The sequence below is a fragment of the Ruegeria sp. P10 genome (assembly GCF_056534925.1).
Genome location: NZ_JBQERJ010000011.1, coordinates 21980 through 39367, shown reverse-complemented (window position 1 = coordinate 39367; position 17388 = coordinate 21980). Strand labels below are relative to the sequence as shown.

18 protein-coding genes are annotated in these 17388 nt (G+C 58.7%); 7 read left to right on the top strand and 11 right to left on the bottom strand.

The genetic code is table 11. The features are described 5' to 3' along the window. Window positions 1-58 precede the first annotated feature (58 nt). A complete protein-coding gene (locus tag ACR0FB_RS17505; RefSeq protein ID WP_152459294.1) occupies window positions 59-418 on the bottom strand; it encodes a flagellar biosynthesis protein FlgN in 360 nt (119 codons plus the stop codon). Continuing rightward, a complete protein-coding gene (locus ACR0FB_RS17500) occupies window positions 408-683 on the bottom strand; it encodes a rod-binding protein (protein ID WP_171637817.1) in 276 nt (91 codons plus the stop codon). Before ACR0FB_RS17500 ends, ACR0FB_RS17505 begins: the two co-directional genes overlap by 11 nt. A gap of 110 nt (window positions 684-793) precedes the next feature. Between ACR0FB_RS17500 and ACR0FB_RS17495 the strand changes: the two genes are divergently transcribed. From ACR0FB_RS17495 to ACR0FB_RS17485, 3 genes are read left to right on the top strand one after another with little or no spacing between them, the layout of a single operon-like run. After that, the gene (locus ACR0FB_RS17495) at window positions 794-2017 is read left to right on the top strand and encodes a flagellar hook-length control protein FliK (protein WP_209835433.1); all 1224 of its coding nucleotides are present in this window, start codon (window positions 794-796) and stop codon (window positions 2015-2017) included. Between the two features lie 3 nt (window positions 2018-2020). Further along, window positions 2021-2683 (top strand): flagellar hook capping FlgD N-terminal domain-containing protein, encoded by a 663-nt coding sequence (locus tag ACR0FB_RS17490; RefSeq protein WP_480621530.1) that lies wholly within the window; start codon window positions 2021-2023, stop codon window positions 2681-2683. Between the two features lie 53 nt (window positions 2684-2736). After that, window positions 2737-3603 (top strand): aminoglycoside phosphotransferase family protein, encoded by an 867-nt coding sequence (locus ACR0FB_RS17485; RefSeq protein ID WP_209835432.1) that lies wholly within the window; start codon window positions 2737-2739, stop codon window positions 3601-3603. A gap of 9 nt (window positions 3604-3612) precedes the next feature. Here the strand turns inward: ACR0FB_RS17485 and ACR0FB_RS17480 are convergent, their stop codons facing one another. From ACR0FB_RS17480 to ACR0FB_RS17460, 5 genes are all read right to left on the bottom strand, one after another. Next, a complete protein-coding gene (locus ACR0FB_RS17480; protein ID WP_480621531.1) occupies window positions 3613-4914 on the bottom strand; it encodes an NAD(P)/FAD-dependent oxidoreductase in 1302 nt (433 codons plus the stop codon). Continuing rightward, window positions 4911-5729 (bottom strand): ABC transporter permease, encoded by an 819-nt coding sequence (locus tag ACR0FB_RS17475; RefSeq protein WP_152459300.1) that lies wholly within the window; start codon window positions 5727-5729, stop codon window positions 4911-4913. The genes ACR0FB_RS17480 and ACR0FB_RS17475 overlap by 4 nt, the downstream gene beginning before the upstream one ends. Further along, the gene (locus ACR0FB_RS17470; protein ID WP_171637827.1) at window positions 5726-6616 is read right to left on the bottom strand and encodes an ABC transporter permease subunit; all 891 of its coding nucleotides are present in this window, start codon (window positions 6614-6616) and stop codon (window positions 5726-5728) included. Before ACR0FB_RS17470 ends, ACR0FB_RS17475 begins: the two co-directional genes overlap by 4 nt. Further along, complete coding sequence (locus tag ACR0FB_RS17465) at window positions 6616-7743, bottom strand: ABC transporter ATP-binding protein (protein WP_171205253.1); 1128 nt, start codon at window positions 7741-7743, stop codon at window positions 6616-6618. Before ACR0FB_RS17465 ends, ACR0FB_RS17470 begins: the two co-directional genes overlap by 1 nt. A 75-nt stretch (window positions 7744-7818) precedes the next feature. Further along, entirely contained in the window at window positions 7819-8904 is a 1086-nt protein-coding gene (locus ACR0FB_RS17460) for a polyamine ABC transporter substrate-binding protein (RefSeq protein WP_171724889.1), read from the bottom strand. 140 nt (window positions 8905-9044) lie between these two features. Between ACR0FB_RS17460 and ACR0FB_RS17455 the strand changes: the two genes are divergently transcribed. Beyond that, entirely contained in the window at window positions 9045-9728 is a 684-nt protein-coding gene (locus tag ACR0FB_RS17455) for a GntR family transcriptional regulator (protein ID WP_171637831.1), read from the top strand. A 77-nt stretch (window positions 9729-9805) separates the two neighbouring features. Beyond that, on the top strand, window positions 9806-11203 hold the full coding sequence (locus ACR0FB_RS17450) for an aspartate aminotransferase family protein (RefSeq protein WP_480621532.1): 1398 nt from the start codon (window positions 9806-9808) through the stop codon (window positions 11201-11203). 53 nt (window positions 11204-11256) lie between these two features. Here ACR0FB_RS17450 and ACR0FB_RS17445 read toward each other — a convergent pair whose 3' ends face one another. Further along, window positions 11257-12573, bottom strand: a complete 1317-nt coding sequence (locus ACR0FB_RS17445) for a lytic murein transglycosylase (RefSeq protein WP_480621533.1) — start codon at window positions 12571-12573, stop codon at window positions 11257-11259. Between the two features lie 61 nt (window positions 12574-12634). Further along, on the bottom strand, window positions 12635-13348 hold the full coding sequence (locus tag ACR0FB_RS17440) for a helix-turn-helix transcriptional regulator (RefSeq protein WP_480621534.1): 714 nt from the start codon (window positions 13346-13348) through the stop codon (window positions 12635-12637). Window positions 13349-13433: 85 nt separating this feature from the next. Here ACR0FB_RS17440 and ACR0FB_RS17435 point away from each other — a divergent pair, with 85 nt between their 5' ends. Next, window positions 13434-14132: a glutathione S-transferase family protein gene (locus tag ACR0FB_RS17435; protein ID WP_480621535.1), complete on the top strand. Its 699-nt coding sequence runs from the start codon at window positions 13434-13436 to the stop codon at window positions 14130-14132. After that, a complete protein-coding gene (locus ACR0FB_RS17430) occupies window positions 14129-14515 on the top strand; it encodes a DUF1801 domain-containing protein (RefSeq protein ID WP_480492457.1) in 387 nt (128 codons plus the stop codon). Before ACR0FB_RS17435 ends, ACR0FB_RS17430 begins: the two co-directional genes overlap by 4 nt. On the opposite strand, the gene rnr is transcribed toward ACR0FB_RS17430, so the two are convergent. Continuing rightward, window positions 14506-16764 carry a ribonuclease R gene (gene rnr / locus ACR0FB_RS17425; RefSeq protein WP_480486449.1) on the bottom strand — a complete coding sequence of 753 codons (2259 nt, stop codon included), beginning with the start codon at window positions 16762-16764 and terminating at the stop codon, window positions 14506-14508. The genes ACR0FB_RS17430 and rnr overlap by 10 nt on opposite strands. Before the next feature lie 47 nt (window positions 16765-16811). Further along, the gene (locus ACR0FB_RS17420; RefSeq protein ID WP_171637845.1) at window positions 16812-17387 is read right to left on the bottom strand and encodes a TIGR04282 family arsenosugar biosynthesis glycosyltransferase; all 576 of its coding nucleotides are present in this window, start codon (window positions 17385-17387) and stop codon (window positions 16812-16814) included. Window position 17388: the final 1 nt, after the last annotated feature.

Below are 17388 nucleotides of genomic sequence, written 5' to 3'. Positions count from 1 at the left end.
CCTAACGGAGTGCTAAAGCGCCCGGCCCAGAAATTTCGGATTTGAATCAAACTTCTGCCTATGCCCGCTTTTCCAGCTTTGCCGTGCTGCGCACCGCGAATTCACTTCGCTGTCCGTCTGCACCATAGGTGCTGAATTCCTGCCGAACGCGCCGCAATTCAGCCATTCGGCTGGCGACCGCCCGGATGCCTTCAGCCGCGCTGTTCAGCAGCGCCTGATTGCGCTCGGCTTTCTGTTGAACGCGAATCAGTGCCTCACTTTCCAGCACCTGAAGATCATTGATTGCCCCGATCAGCTTTTCTTTTTCAGGCACCATGCTGGACAAACGGTCCAGATCCCCCTGCACAAGTGCTGCACGTTCCAAATCCAGGACTTCTTCCAAAGACTTGATCAACGCTTTATCGGCCTTAGAAGTCATCGGTTTTCTCCATCAGTGACTTGAACAGAATTTCGGAAAGGCCCACGCCGCCGGACCGGGCCAGTTGCTGCGCCTGATGTTGAACAAGCATCGAAGAAAACTGATCCTCACCGGCGCCACCGCCAAAGGACTGACGGGTCTTTCCCAACCCGGCAGATTTCAGCGTTTCGGCCAGAAACGCGGCCTCCAGCTCTATGGCGGCGTTTTTCAGCCGGGTCTGGGGTGACTGTAATTGAGATACGTGAGGAAGGGTGGAAACCTTCATGGCATTCTCCGAATTTGCTTCGAACTTTCTCGATCAAAGGTGAAAGCGGTTAAAATAAACGTAACTTCCTACAGGCAGTGTTCCGACCAGTCACACGGAGCCGGAGCAAAATGCCCAACCCCCTAACGCTGGCGAACGCAACGCCGACCACAACCGAGAAAGCCGTCACATCTCGTAAGGCTCCGGGCCAAAACACTGGCTCGGAGAGCTTTCAGGATATCCTCGGGCAAGAGGTTGGTGCCACCGGCCGCCCTGAAGGCGAAAACGCTGCCATCAATGCCGAGCTGAAAATTGTCGAATCAAAGCCCGAACCTGTGCCGGAGACAACGGCCGAGGCATCTGAAACGGCCCATCCCACCCCGATTTCAGAACACATCGGCGAACAGCAACCCCCTTCTGCATTCCTGGAAACCCCGGACCTGGACGAGGTAAAGGTGGTGCCGGTTCAGTTGGCGGAGGTAAATCAAGCACCCTCGGAAACACTGAAACAACCACCGGTATCAGTACCAAAAGGTTTGCCCACACAAAGCGACACGCCTTCCCCGGTTCCGGCGCTCTCGCAGAAGGCGCTGGGTCCGACGTCCCAACCTGTGCAAGTGACAGCCATGACCGAAATCGGCCAGATGTTTGATCAGCTTGCAAAGCCCACAGGCACGGTCGAACAAACGGGGGCCGTCCCCTTTCCGCTGGACCCTGAAAAGAAGCCGTTGCCCGAAGTGAACATTCCGACGCCCAAACCGTCAGCGCCTGACCGGGCGCCCTCGGTGGCGCAGCTTCAGCTGATGGCAACTGCCGTTGAAGCCGAACCCGTGGCACCCGTTATCGAAGCTGAGGCCCTGCCGGCCGCCAGAGAGGAACCTTTGCCGCTGACCTCGCGTGAGTCCGCGCCTCAAATTACGGTTCCGTCCACTGCTGCCCGAACGGAAATCGCCCGGTCGATTGCTGGTCAGCTGTCAGCAGCTGTCCAGACTCGTATCGGATCAGGAGCAACGGAAATAGCGCTGAATCCGGAAGAGCTTGGGCGTGTGTCGATTGTTCTGAACGGTCGGGAGGACGGCCTGCAAATCACCATTGCGACCGAGCGCCCGGAAACCCTCGAATTAATGCGGCGTCATTTGTCCGTTCTGACAGAAGAGTTTCAGAAGCTGGGTTATGGGGATCTGAGCTTTGACCTGGGAACCTCTTGGGGTTCTAGCGCACATCAAAAGGATGCAAACGACGCTGACACACAATCCCCTTCACATTCTGAAGCTGCGCCGCATGAACGGATCGATCACACAACTTCCCAAACACAGTATCTGGCCTCGGGCCAAGGCATCGACATGAGGTTTTGACCAATGATTACGCCTGTCAACACCGCGCAGCCCTTTGCGGATCAACAAAAGGCCGGGGCATCTCAGAAATCCGCGATTACGTCCGACTTTGAGACTTTCTTGCTGATGCTAACGGCGCAGGCAAAGAATCAGGATCCGCTGGAGCCGATGGATTCGACCGAATATGCGTCTCAGTTGGCGCAGTTCTCGATGGTCGAGCAACAAGTCCAGACCAATGACCTCTTGTCCAACCTGGCCAACGCATTGGGCGGCACAAAACTGAACGAGCTTGCAAGCTGGGTGGGCATGGACGTCCGTTCGACATCAGCCTTTCACTTTGCCGGCCAGCCCGTGACATTGTTTGCCCAGGCCGACCCTGATGCGGACGCGACGAAATTGGTGATCCGCGACAGTGACGGCACGGTGATCGATAATGTCACCGTGCCCACGACAACTGAGGAGTTTGTTTGGGCCGGAGTGGATTCCTCAGGCAATCCATTGGCATCAGGCAACTACACTGCAACTCTGCAAAGCTACAAGGGCGACAAGTTGCTCTCCGAAAAACCTGTCGCCGCCTACAATCGCGTCGTCGAAGCACAGGTTGGCGACGATGCTGTTTTGCTGACCTTGCAGGGCGGTCAGGTGGTTCCCGCAACTCAGGTCACCGCAGTCCGAACTGGTGCTTGATCTGTCGGGCGGGACGGGCCAAACCTTGGCAAATCGACTCGCCATAAGAAGTGATGGAACCTCTGCCCGACCTGCCTGCCCCCCCTCGTGATCTGGTTGACCATCTCCACGCGCAAGGATTGGTCAACGCGCATCCCCGGTTCGAGACCTTGTACGGCGGGCGCACCAACAGGGTGTGGAAGGTCAAGGGCCGCGACAGTGACAAAGTCCTGAAACTCTACAGCACAGCGTTGCGCAATCCTTTGTTTCGCAATGATGCAGAGTTGGAGGCCCAATGTCTGAAGGCGCTTGGCACCACGGGCTTCGTGCCAAGGCTGCGGGCCACAGGGCAATACAAAGAAGCCCGTTGGGTGTTTTACGACCACGCCCCCGGAGCCCCCTGGCGGCAGGATTCAGCCCAGGTTGGCGCCTTGCTGCGCAAGCTTCATACCCTGCCCATTGCCGTCCAGGCGCCAGCCGGATGCAATGGCAGCGCAGACTTGCGCGCTCATGGAAAAAGAATTCTGCAAGGCTGCACGTCAAACGGGCGCGACGAACTCGCTGATTTGCAACCTTCAAATTCGGTCGCACCCACGCAACAGACGTGCCTGATCCATGGCGACCCCGTGGCAGGCAATATCCTGGTGGCGACCGGTGGTCTGACCTTGATCGACTGGCAATGCCCGGCCCAGGGCGATCCCTGCGAAGACCTTGCGCTGTTTTTGTCGCCTGCTATGCAGCAGCTTTACCGAGGCTCACCGCTGTCGAAGAAAGAGGAAGACCAGTTTCTTTCGGCCTACGGCAGGCCCGAAATCGTCGCGCGCTATGAACAGCTCAGGCCATGGTATGCGTGGCGCATGGCGACGTATTGCCTCTGGCGCGCTGAAAATGGTGCGCCCGATTACGCGACAGGTTTGAACTTGGAAACCGCAATTCTGTAACGCCCCGCCTCATCGCAGGTCGGCCAGTGCCAGCATGGCGTAGGCTGGCGGCATGAGCACACGGCGCCAGCGACCCAAAGGAAACCGACCCGGTGTTTGCGTCATCACGACCGGCAGCCTGGAGTCCTGCCCCAGAACCAACCGCGCCAATGCTCGACCGCAATACGTGCCCATGGCGACGCCGTTGCCGTGATATGCAAAACCGGCGAACATCCCCGGTTGATCCGGAACGGGGCCGACAAAAGGTGTCAGGGCCCGCGACAGGCACACCAAACCGGACCAGATATGAGTGATCTCGACCGTCGACCAAGCAGGAAACATATGTTTGAAATCCTGCTGAACCTTTCGCCGAATGGCTGCTTCAGCCTCGGCCGATGACCGCAGGCCGCCCCTCATACCAAACAGAAAGCGCCCGTCCGGCATCAGGCGGAAATAGTGCAACAGATTGCGCGTATCATAGCACATCTGATCCGATGTCCATCCCTGTGCCATCTGCTCGGTTTGGCCAAGGGGTCGCGTTACCATGACGGTCGACTGGGCAGGCATGTATCGTCCGCACATCCAGGCCGGGATATCCTCGCTGGAGTAGCCGTTGGTACACACCAACACCGCCTGCGCTTTGACTGGCCCGCTCTGCGTTTGCAACACAAAGCCGGACGCCGTTTTTTCAACGCTCAGAACTGGGGAATTCCGGAACAGATGCGCGCCCATTGCTTCGGCGGCTCGGGCAATCCCGAACAGGTATTTGCGGGGATTCAACCCGAAACCAACCGGCGAAGTGTATCCACCATGAAACGCGCCACCTATGCCCTTCGCGGGCAGGTCTCTGGCTTCGTGCAGGGTTCCCGCCTCGTCGGCATTGCGGCGCAGCATGTCCATCGCCCGCCTGGAATGCGCCAGCTGGGTTTCCCCGCTGGAGTGGGTATCCGCATCGATCTGATGCTGTGCCAACAGATCAGCGACCAGTCGGACCGCTTCCTGTTCCGCTGCCGCATAGTCCAAAGCAGCATCGCGGCCAAATCGGCGCTGCATGGATGCGTGGCCAAGTTTTGAGCCGCCAAGACAGCAAAACCCGCCATTTCGGCCCGAGGCACCCCACCCCGGTGCGCCGGCTTCGAAAACCGCAACCGAAGCATCTTCAGCCAAATGCAGAGCAGCCGAAACGCCTGTAAATCCACCGCCAATAATGGCCACATCCACATGCATGTCGCCCTGGAAGTTCGGCCAATCCGGGCTGGCAACAGTTTCGTCCCACCAACAGCCGTCGCGAGGTTCGCTGCCATAGGCGTAGTCTGGAAAAATCCGCTTCATTCGGTGCGCGCTGCGGCCATTTCGTCCTGCTGCTGACGTACCATCGCGCGTTTGGTCACAAGCGAGGCCGTGATTACCCCGACCGTCACCACAGCGATCATGATCGTCGACAACGCGTTGATTTCCGGGCTGACACCAAGGCGCACGGCCGAGAATATCTTGATCGGCAATGTCGTCGCCGACGGCCCCGAAGTGAAGGATGCAATCACCAGATCATCAAGTGACAAGGTGAAGGCCAGCAACCAGCCCGAGATTACCGCAGGTGCGATGATCGGCAGGGTAACAAGACGGAAGGCTTGCGCGGGCGAACACCCAAGGTCCAGCGCAGCCTCTTCCAGCGACCGGTCAAAGGTGATGAGGCGCGAGGATACGACAACGGAAACGAAACACATCGAAAAGGTCGTATGCGCCAGAACGATGGTCAGAATACCCCGATCCAGGCCGATGCCGATAAACAGCAAAAGCAGCGACAGGCCGGTGATCACTTCGGGCATGACCAGCGGTGCATAGATCATGCCGGAAAACAGTGTCCGGCCAAAGAAACGCCCGCTGCGGACCAGTACATAAGCGGCGGCCGTTCCAAGAATTGTCGCCAGCGTCGACGAAAAGACCGCGACCCGGATCGTGACCCAGGCGGCATCAAGGAACGCTTCGTTCCGCAGCAGCTCTCCGTACCATTTCGTCGAAAACCCGGCCCAGACCGTGACCAGCTTGCTTTCGTTGAAGCTGAAGACGATCAGGATGATCATCGGGATGTACAGAAACGCAAAACCCAGCGTCAGCGAAACCGTGTTGAACCAGCTCAATCTGTTCATCCCTCGGCCTCCGCCTGTTTCTGCTGGTTGCGCTGGAACAGCACGATGGGAATGACAAGGATCAGCAGCAGCACGATGGCCACCGCACTTGCCACCGGCCAGTCACGGTTCGAAAAGAACTCTTCCCACAGAACCTTGCCGATCATCAGCGTACCGGAACCACCCAGAAGGGATGGGATTACGAATTCACCGATCACGGGGATCATCACCAGGAAACACCCTGCAATGATGCCGGGTTTGGACAGCGGGATGGTTACCAGCCAGAAGGCCTGCAAACGCGAACACCCCAGATCCTCGGCCGCTTCGATCAATGATCCGTCCAACCGCTCCAACGCAGAATAGATCGGCAGAATCATGAAAGGCAGATAGGTGTAGACGATGCCGATATAGACGGCAGTTGACGTGTTCAGGATCGTCAGCGGCGTCGAGATGATACCGGTCCACAGCAAGATCTGGTTGAGGTACCCTTCGTTCGACAGAATGCCCATCCAAGCGTAAACCCGGATCAGGAACGAAGTCCAGAAGGGCAGGATGACCAGCATCATCAGTGTCGGTCGCCATTCCTGAGGCGCGCGGGCCATGCCGTAGGCAATGGGATAGCCCACCAGCAGTGTCAGGAAGGTCGAAATCAAAGCGATCTTGACGCTGGACAGGTAGGCTTTCCAATACAGGTCGTCCTCGGTCAGCCAGACATAATTCTCCAGATCAAGCTGGCTGAAAAACTCCTTTATCCCCGCCCAACCGGCAGACAGGTCCAAAGTCGGAGCATAAGGCGGGATGGCAAGCGCGGTATCCGACAGCGAAATCTTCAGAACGATGAAGAACGGCACCAGAAACAGTGCCAACAGCCAGACGTAAGGAATGGCGATCAGAACGGCGCGGCGCATCAGTTGGCCAACAGAACCGCAGCCGTGGCTGTCCAGGACAGCCAGACCGGGTCTTCCCAGGTGAAAGAACGGCGCGAGATGCGGCGGGTGTTGGCCGTCTGCGCCTTGATGATTGTGCCGTTTGCCAATTCAACGTGATAGGTGGACAGATTGCCCAGATAGGCAATGTCGTGAACCTTGCCCTGCACGGCGTTGACCGCATCGACGGGCCGTTCGGCAGAGATTGTCACTTTCTCGGGGCGGATCGCCAGATGGCAGGGCTGGCCGTCTGAGAAACCGGCAGGCGAAGATGCCGTGAACGGGGCCTGACCTTCGGCCCAATCGATCTGATAGGCGTCCTCTCCGGATGGAGTCGCGCGGCCTTCAATTATGTTCACATCTCCGATGAAGTCAGCGACATAAACAGATTCAGGGTTTTCATAGATGCGATCCGGGGTGGCCACTTGCTTTAACTGGCCTTGATCCATCACCGCGACGCGGGTGGCGACTGTCATCGCCTCTTCCTGATCATGAGTGACGATGACAAAGGTGGTGCCGGTCTTTTCCTGGATATCCATCAATTCGAACTGGGTATCCTGACGCAGCTTCTTGTCCAACGCGCCCAGCGGTTCATCCAGCAGCAGAAGCTTGGGCGCTTTGGCCAACGAGCGCGCCAGCGCGACGCGCTGCCTCTGACCGCCCGAGATCTGATGCGGTTTGCGACGGGCGAACTGTTCCAGCCGGGTCAGGCGCAGCATCTCTTCGACCCGATCTTCCAGATCGTGCTTGGGCATGTTGTCTCGGCGCAGACCGAAAGCGATGTTTTCCCAGACACTCAGATGCGGGAACAGGGCATAGGACTGGAACATCATGTTCACGGCCCGTTTGTTCGGCGGGATGGGGTCAATATCCTGCCCGCCCAGCAGGATATGGCCTTCGGTCGGGGTCTCGAACCCGGCCAGCATCCGCATCATCGTTGTTTTGCCGCACCCAGAAGGGCCTAGCAGGGCAAAAAACTCACGTTCGAAAATATCCAGAGACAGGTTGTCGATCGCCGTGAACTCGCCAAAGCGCTTGGTCACGTTCTGGAACTGGATCAAGGGTTTCGCCTGTGGGTCATTCCACGGCGCAAAAACGTCAGAACTCAAAGCAGCCCCCGCATGGTCAGTTTGGACAATAGTGCGGCGGGGCGATCGCCAGACCGCCCCGCGCTTTTGACCGGATCAGGTGCCTGACTTGATCTTGGTCCAAAGACGGGTCACGACCCGCTGTGTTTTCGCGGGGTACGGAGTCGTGATGTACAGGTTCTGCATCGTGGCTTCATCCGGATAAATTGCCGGATCGCCGATCACGTCTTCCTCAAGAAACTCCTGAGACGCCTTGTTGCCGTTGGCGTAGTATACGTAGTTGGACGCAGCAGCCATGTTGTTGGCATCCAGAATGAAATTCAGGAACTTGTGCGCACCTTCCGGATTCGGCGCGTCGGCAGGAATTGCCATCTGGTCGAACCACATCAACGACCCTTCTGCGAACGGGTGGTATTCGATGTTCACACCGTTGTCGGCTTCGGCCGCGCGGTCCCGCGCCTGCAAAATATCACCGGACCAACCCACGGCTACGCAAATATCGCCATTGGCCAGCGCGTTGATGTATTCCGAACTGTGAAACTTCTGGATGTAGGGGCGAACGCTTGTCAGAACGTCTTCGACCTTCTTGATCACTTCCGGGTCATGGCTGTCGGGGTCTTCACCGATGTACTGCAAGGTCATCGGTATCATTTCGGCTGGCGCATCAAGTAAGTGAACGCCACACGAGGCCAACTTTTCCATATTTTCTGGCTTCAGAACCAAATCCATGCTGTTCAGGGCCACGTCGTCACCCAAGACTTCCCTGACCTTGTCGACGTTCACGCCGATGCCCGTCGTTCCCCACATGTAGTTGATCGAGTAGGCATTGTTCGGATCATATCCTGCGGTACGCTTCTGAATCACGTCCCACAAATTTTCCGCATTCGGCAACTTGGCCATGTCCAGTTCCTGAAACGCGCCCGCCTGAATCTGGCGTTGCAGGAATGTGCCCGACGGCACCACCACATCGTATCCCGAACCACCGGCCAGCATCTTGGTTTCCAAAACCTCATTGCTGTCGAACACATCGTAAATCAGGGTCAGACCGGTTTCTTCCTCGAATTTGCTTAGCAATTCTTCGTCGATATAGTCGGACCAGTTATAAACACGCACCTCTTCGGCGAATGCCGCCGAAGTCCCCAATGCGATGACCGCTGTCATGGTCAGCGTTTTGATTGTCATATTCTTCTCCCTGCAAGTGTACGGCTATTTTCCCGTTTTTTTGGATTTGATCAAGTTTTGCGTTTTCCCTCGATCCAGCGTATGGTTTCACGAGGTCTGTCACCTGACAAGTCAGGGTTAGTCGAAATGGGAAGAACCGATTGGATTTGATCAAAAATAAGGCATCTGCGTCGATAGTCGACAAAGGGAAACAGCCCGCGCATGAGCAGGTTTATCAAACGCTCAGATCACAGATCCTGTTCGGCGAATTGGTTCCGGGCCAGCCTGTCACGATCCAGGGCCTAACTGATTCGCTGGGTGTTGGCATGACACCGGTGCGCGAAGCCATCCGCCGGTTGATCTCGGACGGGGCATTGGTGTTCCAGGGCAATCGGCGTGTAAGTGTGCCGCTGCTGTCCCCGGGCGATATCCAGGAAATGATCTTTGCAAGAACCTCAATAGAATCAGAGCTTTCAAGGCGCGCGACGTCGAATTTGCAGGCCGAGGATATCGATCATCTTGAGCGCCTCGACACGCATTTGGACCGTATGATCGCCGACGGGGATGTGGGCGGATATCTGCGTCTGAACCAGGCGTTCCACGAAACGCTGTACTCTCATGCAAACGCACCGATTCTCAGTGATCTCGCCGAAAGGCTTTGGTTGCGGTTCGGCCCTTCGCTGCGTGTCGTGTGTGGTCGATTCGGGACTCAAAGCCTGCCGGATCGACACAAGGATATCATTTCCGCCTTGCGCGAAGGCGACGCCGAAAAAGCGGCAAAGGCAACGGCTCAGGACATCGAACAAGGCATGGAATTGATGTCGGACGCCCTGACTTCCGCTTAACTTAGCCTGATTCGATTGACAGCGATGAATTTGATCATATTGTGATCCGCAACCGCGTTCTTGTAGGAGATTCTCCGATGTCCACCATAACCAACCATATGCCGACCGCCGAATTGCAGGCGCTGGATGCGGCGCATCACATCCATCCTTTCTCGGCCAATGGTGCACTGGGGCAGGAAGGGGCCCGCGTGATTACACGCGCCAGCGGGGTTTACCTGACCGACAGCGAAGGTGAGGAAATCCTGGACGCAATGGCAGGACTTTGGTGCGTCAATATCGGTTATGGCCGCGATGAGCTGGCCGATGTCGCGGCGCGTCAGATGCGCGAACTGCCCTACTACAACACCTTCTTCAAGACGACCCATGTGCCCGCAATCGCACTGGCGGCCAAAATCGCCGAACTGGCACCAGGTGATCTGAACCATGTCTTTTTCGCAGCTGGCGGGTCCGAGGCAAACGACACCAACATCCGCCTCGTGCGCACATACTGGGCCGAGAAGGGGCAGCCGGACAAAAATATCATCATCAGCAGGAAAAACGCGTATCACGGGTCTTCTGTCGGGTCGGCTTCGCTGGGCGGCATGGCAGGTATGCATGCGCAGGGCGGCATTCCGATCCCGAACATTCACCACATCAACCAACCGAACTGGTGGGCGGAAGGCGGCGACATGTCGCCCGAGGAATTCGGCCTGGCCCGCGCGCGCGAGCTGGAAGAGGCCATACAGGAGCTGGGCGAGGACCGTGTCGCGGCCTTTATCGCCGAGCCGGTTCAGGGTGCAGGCGGCGTGATTGTGGCGCCCGATACCTACTGGCCGGAAATTCAGCGCATCTGCGACAAATACGATATCCTGTTGATTGCAGACGAGGTGATCTGTGGGTTCGGCCGAACCGGCAACTGGTTCGGATCGCAAACCGTGGGCATCAAACCGCATATCATGACCATCGCCAAGGGGCTCAGCTCGGGCTATGCGCCGATCGGCGGGTCCATCGTGAATGATGAGATCGCCGAAGTGATCGGCGGGACGGAATTTAACCACGGGTACACCTATTCCGGCCACCCCGTCGCTGCCGCCGTGGCGCTTGAAAACCTACGCATTTTGGAAGAAGAGAAGATCGTCGAGCATGTGCGCGACGTTGCAGCCCCCTATCTGAAACAGAAATGGGAGGCCCTGGTCGATCACCCGCTTGTGGGTGAGGCGAAGATCGTCGGAATGATGGCCTCCATCGCTCTGACACCCGACAAAGCCAGCCGCGCCAAATTCGCGACCGAGCCCGGAACGGTCGGCTATATCTGCCGTGACCGTTGCTTTGCCAACAATCTGATCATGCGTCATGTGGGCGACCGCATGATCATCTCGCCGCCGCTGATCCTGACCCCGGCAGATATCGACGAGATGTTTGTGCGGATTTACAAATCTCTGGACGAAGCACAGGCGGAAATCATCGCTCAGGGGCTGATGAAAGCCGCATCCTGAGATCAGAAAAAGGTTCTATTAAGGGGCGGCCCGTCTGGGTCGCCTCTTATCGTTCACCGCAACCGCTCCAAAAGTGTCGCAGTTGGATAGCCGTCCGGCACCAAGCCCTGCGCCAGTTGGTAGGCGCGAACCGCATTGATGGTATTCGGCCCTGTACGCCCATCGATACCCTTTGTATCGAACCCCGCATTGGTCAGGCGGGTTTGCAGTTCTTTCTTCTCGGTGAAGCTTAGCGCCCGCTCCCCTCGGGGCCAGTCGGACTGAAACGGTGCGCCACCCGCAAGCCGGTCGGACAGGTGTCCGATACCGATCACGTAAGCGTCGGCCCCGTTATAGGCCTCGATCACGCTGAAATTGTCGAAAATCATCAGCGCCACGCCATGCCTCCCGGCTGGCAAAAGGATTGCGGCTTGCCCGTGATCCAGGACCGGTTTGCCGTCACGCCCGACCACGCCACGCGCCGCCCAATCTGACGGCAGCAGGGTGAAGTCCCGTTTGGCGGTGGCATAGTCGAACCCTTCGGGCAAGCGCACCTCGACGCCCCAGGGCTGCCCCTTTTTCCAACCGTGTCGCGCCAGATAGGACGCGGCCGAGGCCAGCGCATCCGTCGGATCATCCGACCAGATGTCTCGCCGACCATCGCCATCGAAATCAACTGCGTGATCCAGATACGAAGTTGGCATGAATTGCGTGTGCCCCATCGCACCTGCCCAGCTGCCCAGCATGTTTTTGGCGCTGACATCGCCTGCCTGCACGATCCTCAGCGCGGCGATCAACTGCGTTTCAAAGAACTGCGCCCGCCGTGCATCAAAGGCCAGCGTCGCCAAGGAACTCAGCGTCCGGTTGCTGCCACGATAAGAGCCGAATGATGTTTCCAACCCCCAGATCGCCGTGACCACTTCCTTTTCTACGCCATATACCGCCTCGATTTGCTGCAACACCTGCCGATGTCGTTGCATCGCGGCACGACCATTGGAAACGCGCGTGTCCGAGACGGCGGAATCCAGATACGCCCAGATCGGTTTCGAAAATTCAGCCTGATTGCGGTCTCGTTTCAGGATGTCCTCGTCAAAGATCATGTCCGGGAACACCCTGTTCAATGTTCTTTCCGATATACCCTGCTGCTTCGCGCGCTCGTGAAACGCGCCGAGCCAGGCCTGAAACCGTGCGGTCACGGCCGCGGACACCCGCAAAGCCTCAACCGTCGGGCGCGGGACCGGACGGATCGAAACCGCCACATCCGCCGAGGCCAGCTGTATCGTTTTGCCGGACACTGCACTGTCTGGCCAAGTCGTATTTTCTGATATGTCCGCCTGCACCATGGATGCCCACAATGCGACGGTCATGACGCCGCCTACGCATTTTTGCATTCCGATTTTTCCTGATTACTGCTCGACCTCAGGGTAGCGCAAAATCGGCGAATCACAAAGTCTAGGCGTCCTCATCGCGTTCTTGCGCGTCGCGCGCTGCGCGGATTTGCGCCAAAACTTCGCGCAGCATGGGCACCCGGTAAGGTCTAAAGCTTTGATCTGTCACGGACATGTCCTGCATGCGATCCAACCGGAAGACGCGAAAATCCTGTCTCAGATGGCAACAGCCGAGCAACACATTTGATCGATCCATATAGACGATGCTCAGCGGGTTGACCCGTCTTTGTGTGGCACCGCCCTTTGCGTCCGTATACGAGAACTCGATCGCGCGTTCGTCCCACGTCGCCTGCCGCAAAATGGCCACGTCGATTGTTGGCGCGGGCGGGCGATTGAACCGCGTTGCCGCCAGAACCGCGTGGCTCAGCCGATGGGACTGACGCTGTGGCAATAGCCCCTGCAATTTCCGCAGGGCGGCGCTGGCTGCATCTGACAAGGCCGGGTCACCAATCACCTGAACTTCGCGCAGGCCAAGAACCAGGGCCTCAAGCTCGTCATCGGTGAAACCCAATGGCGGCAAAGTGGCATCTTCGATCAGGGTGAATCCAAACCCTGCCTCACCGTCGATAACGGCCCCCAGACCACGCAGCGCGTCAATATCCCTGTGTATCGTTCTGGCAGAAACACCCAGATCCTGCGCCAGTTGTTCAGACGTTCTGGGCGATGGGCCAGAACGCAGGGCTTGCATCAGTTGGAACAATCGGGCGGTGCGGGACATGATGAACCCTAGCCTATCCCTAATGACAAAAACTGTCATCAGCTCGGTTTACTCATCCGGCACGTCAAATATACGGAGCCACGCGATGCTGACCCTTCTCACCTATCCTTCCGCCTTCGGACTGTTCAGCGCCAGTCCGTTCTGCGTCAAGACAGCCTTGATGCTTCAGCACTCCGGTCAGGTCTGGCAGCGTTCGGACATGCTTGACCCGCGCAGGATGCCGCATCAAAAACTGCCAGTGCTGCGCACGCCAGAGCGGTTGATACCGGACAGCGATCTGATCCGCGATTGGCTGGAACGGAAGGGGGCGGAGTTCGATCAGGGGCTTTCGGATGTGGAAAAAGCGCAATCCCGCGCGCTGGTACGAATGGCCGAAGAGCATCTGTATTTCCACATCGTTCTGGACCGCTGGGGCAATGACGAGGTCTGGCCAATCCTTCGCGAAACCTTTTTCACCGGAATTCCGGCTCTGATCCGAAAGCCGGCGTCCAATGCGATCCGAAAATCCGTTCTGAAAGGAATCAGGTCACAAGGGATCGGCCGGTTCTCGTTGCCCGAGCGCCTGGACCGGGTCGAACGCGATCTCGAGGCGATCTCGGCCCATCTGTGGCAATCCCGCTTCCTGCTGGCGGATCAACCGACTTCAGCAGATATGAGCGTCGGCCCAATGCTCGCCGCCATGCGCGCAACGCCTGCCGATACCCCACTGACCCGAAGGATCAAACAAGATAATCTGTTGAACAGTTACGTAGACCGGATGGAACAGGCGATACCGATTGCATGAAACCTTTTGATGACCCCACAGTCGCCTCGGCCTTTGAAGCCCTGCCCCCGCAAGCACGCGCGGGAGCCCTGGCGCTTCGTGATCTGATACTGAATACAGCAGAGTCTCTGCCCGCCGCCACTCCATTGCGAGAAGAGCTGCGCTGGGGCCAGCCCGCCTATCTTGCCCCCAAAGGGTCAACGATCCGGCTGGGGGCTCACAAATCCGCGGATTTCGCACTGTTCGTGCACTGCCAAAGCCGATTGATCGGTGATTTCACCACGGCCTTTCCGGGCGAGGACCGAATCGACGGGAACCGGGCCATTCTGTTCGATGACCCGAGCCAGATCGATGAAACCCGCCATGGCTGGCTGATTGCCCGGGCGCTGACCTATCACCTTTGACGGCGCTTGCGTTCGACCTTGCGCTTGATCTTGTCCTTCTTGCGCTTGGTGCTGGCTGCCTTGCGTCGCGTCGACCGCTTGGCGGGCCCGCGCCCGCGCGGCAGGGCCTGATCGTCGATGGACAGCAGTTCCAGCTCCAACCCGCCGGTCACAGGTGTCGCCTCGGTCAGCCTCACCGTGACCCGCTGGCCGATGGCGATGATCAGCCCGGAATCCGAGCCCATCAGCGTTCCGGCCTCTCGATCAAAATGGAAGAATTCGCGCCCCAAAGACCGCACCGGCACCAGGCCATCCGCGCCCGTTTCGTCCATTTTCACGAAGGCCCCGAACCGGGCAATGCCACTGATCCGCCCGGTGAATTCGTTGCCCACACGTTCGCTGAGATAGGCCGCCAGATAGCGGTCGGTCGTATCGCGCTCGGCCATCATCGAGCGGCGTTCGGTATCCGAAATATGCGTGGCCGTTTCTTCGAGCCGGGCAATTTCATCCTCGGTCAGCCCGTCCTTGCCCCAGCCATGGGCCGAGATCAGCGCCCGGTGCACGATCAGGTCTGCATAGCGCCGGATGGGCGAGGTGAAATGCGCGTAATTACGCAGCGCCAGCCCGAAATGGCCGAAGTTTTCCGGGCTGTAATAGGCCTGCGCCATCGACCGTAAGGTGCTGAGATTGATCAGCTCGGCATCCTCGGTGCCGGCGGCGGCATTCAGCAGCGCGTTCAGGTGACGGGTCTGGAGCACCTGCCCCTTGGCCAGATTCAGCCCGGCGGCCTGCGCCGTCTCGCGCAGGCTTTCCAGTTTTTCGGGCGCGGGTTCTTCGTGCACCCGGAACAGCAGCGGGCTGCGCTTGGCGATCAGCGTCTCGGCGGCGGCCACGTTGGCCAGGATCATGAATTCCTCGATCAGCCGGTGCGCGTCCAGCCGGTCACGGAAGGCTACGCTTTCGACCTCGCCCTTGTCGTTCAGAACGATCTTGCGCTCCGGCAGGTCCAGCTCCAGCGGCTGGCGATCAGCACGGGCCTTTTTCAGCGCGGCATATGCAGCATAAAGCGGTTTCAGAACGCTCTCCAGCAACGGCCCAGTGCGGTCGTTCGGATGACCGTCGATGGCCTCTTGCACCTCGGCATAGTTCAACGAGGCTGCCGAGCGCATCAGACCGCGCACGAACCGGTGACCGATCTTGTTGCCATCCGCGTCGATCTGCATCCGCACCGCGATACAGGCGCGCGGCACGCCTTCGTGCAGCGAACACAGATCACCCGACAGACGGTCGGGCAGCATCGGCACGACGCGGTCGGGGAAATAGCTGGAATTGCCGCGCTTGCGCGCCTCGCGGTCCAGCGCGGTGCCGGGCCGCACATAGGCGGCGACATCAGCAATGGCGACCCAGATCACATGACCGCCCGGGTTTTTCGGGTCGTCATCAGCATGGGCATAACAGGCGTCGTCATGATCGCGCGCGTCCGAGGGATCGATCGTCAGTAAAGGTATATCCCGCAGATCCTCGCGGCCTTTCAGGCCGACAGGTTTGGCCTTGTCGGCCTCGGCAATCACCTTGTCGGGGAAATCATCCGGGATGCCGTGCTGATGGATCGCGATCAACGAAACGGCCTTGGGCGCAGTAGGGTCGCCCAGCCGTTCAACGATACGCGCGCGTGGCAGCCCCATGCGGTTTTTCGGCCCGGCTTGCTCGGCCTCGACCAGTTCGCCATCCCTGGCGCCCAGCGCAGCGCCTTCGGCCACCAGCCATTCGGTCGATCCGGCCTTGTCGATCGGCACGATCCGCCCGCCTTCGGCCCCTTTGCGGAAGATACCCACGATTTTCCGAGGGTTCGTTCCGATACGGCGGATCAGGCGGGCTTCGTAATTGTGATCTTCCTCATGCACCACGGTCAGACGAGCCAGAATGCGATCACCTTCGCCCAGCGCCGGGTCGCTGGCGCGAGCAATGATCAGAACGATGGGCTCGACCCCCTCGCCATGCCATTCCAGCGGCCGCGCGAACAGGTCGCCATCGGCATTCGGCGCCTTTACCTGCAACACGCTGACCGGCGGCAGGCGATCCGGGTCGCGGTAACTGCGCTTGCGCTTCTCAAGATGGCCTTCGGCCTCAAGCTCTTTGAGGATACGTTTCAGATCAATCCGATCCGCGCCCTTGATGCCAAAGGCTTTGGCGATATCGCGTTTTGAGGTCAGGGTGGGGTTCGCCGAGATCCAGTCCAGGACCTCCTGCTTGGTAGGGATGCGAGTCATACGTCCGGCCTAGCACGCGTTTGCGACCGCGTCATGACCAAAAAGCCTCAGGGGTCAAGATCGGCAACCGTATCCACATCGCGCAGCTGATCAAGCAATGACACCCGACCGCCAGAAATCGAGGCCAGCGTGTCAGCCAATGCGTGTTCTGTCGACCAGCGCACGTTTTGGAACAGACTTGCCGGCAAGGCTGCATATCGTTGCGCGCCGACCAGCCAATAGCCACCATCCGGGGCTGGCCCAAACACCATTTGAGAACACCCCAATGCGTTGAAAGCACGGGCAATATGGCGGCGCGAAATGCCCGGAATGTCCGCACCGATCAGGCAAACCGGGCCCTTGGGCATCCCGCGCAGCATCCGCCCCATACGATCCCCCAGGTCCCCACGCCCCTGCGCGGCGCGCGGCAGGTCAGCGGGCCATACCCGGCTGTTCAGACCCTGCTGATCGGGTGAGACGGCCAAAACGATTCGCCAACGGGGATCACGCAGCCGCCGGATCAGGGACCGGGTCTGGTGCCGAAACCACCACGCCGCCGCGACCATGCCGATTTCTCGTCCAAGCCGCGTTTTGACGCGGCCCGGTTGAGGTTCCTTCACCATGATCACCAATGTGCGCTGCATG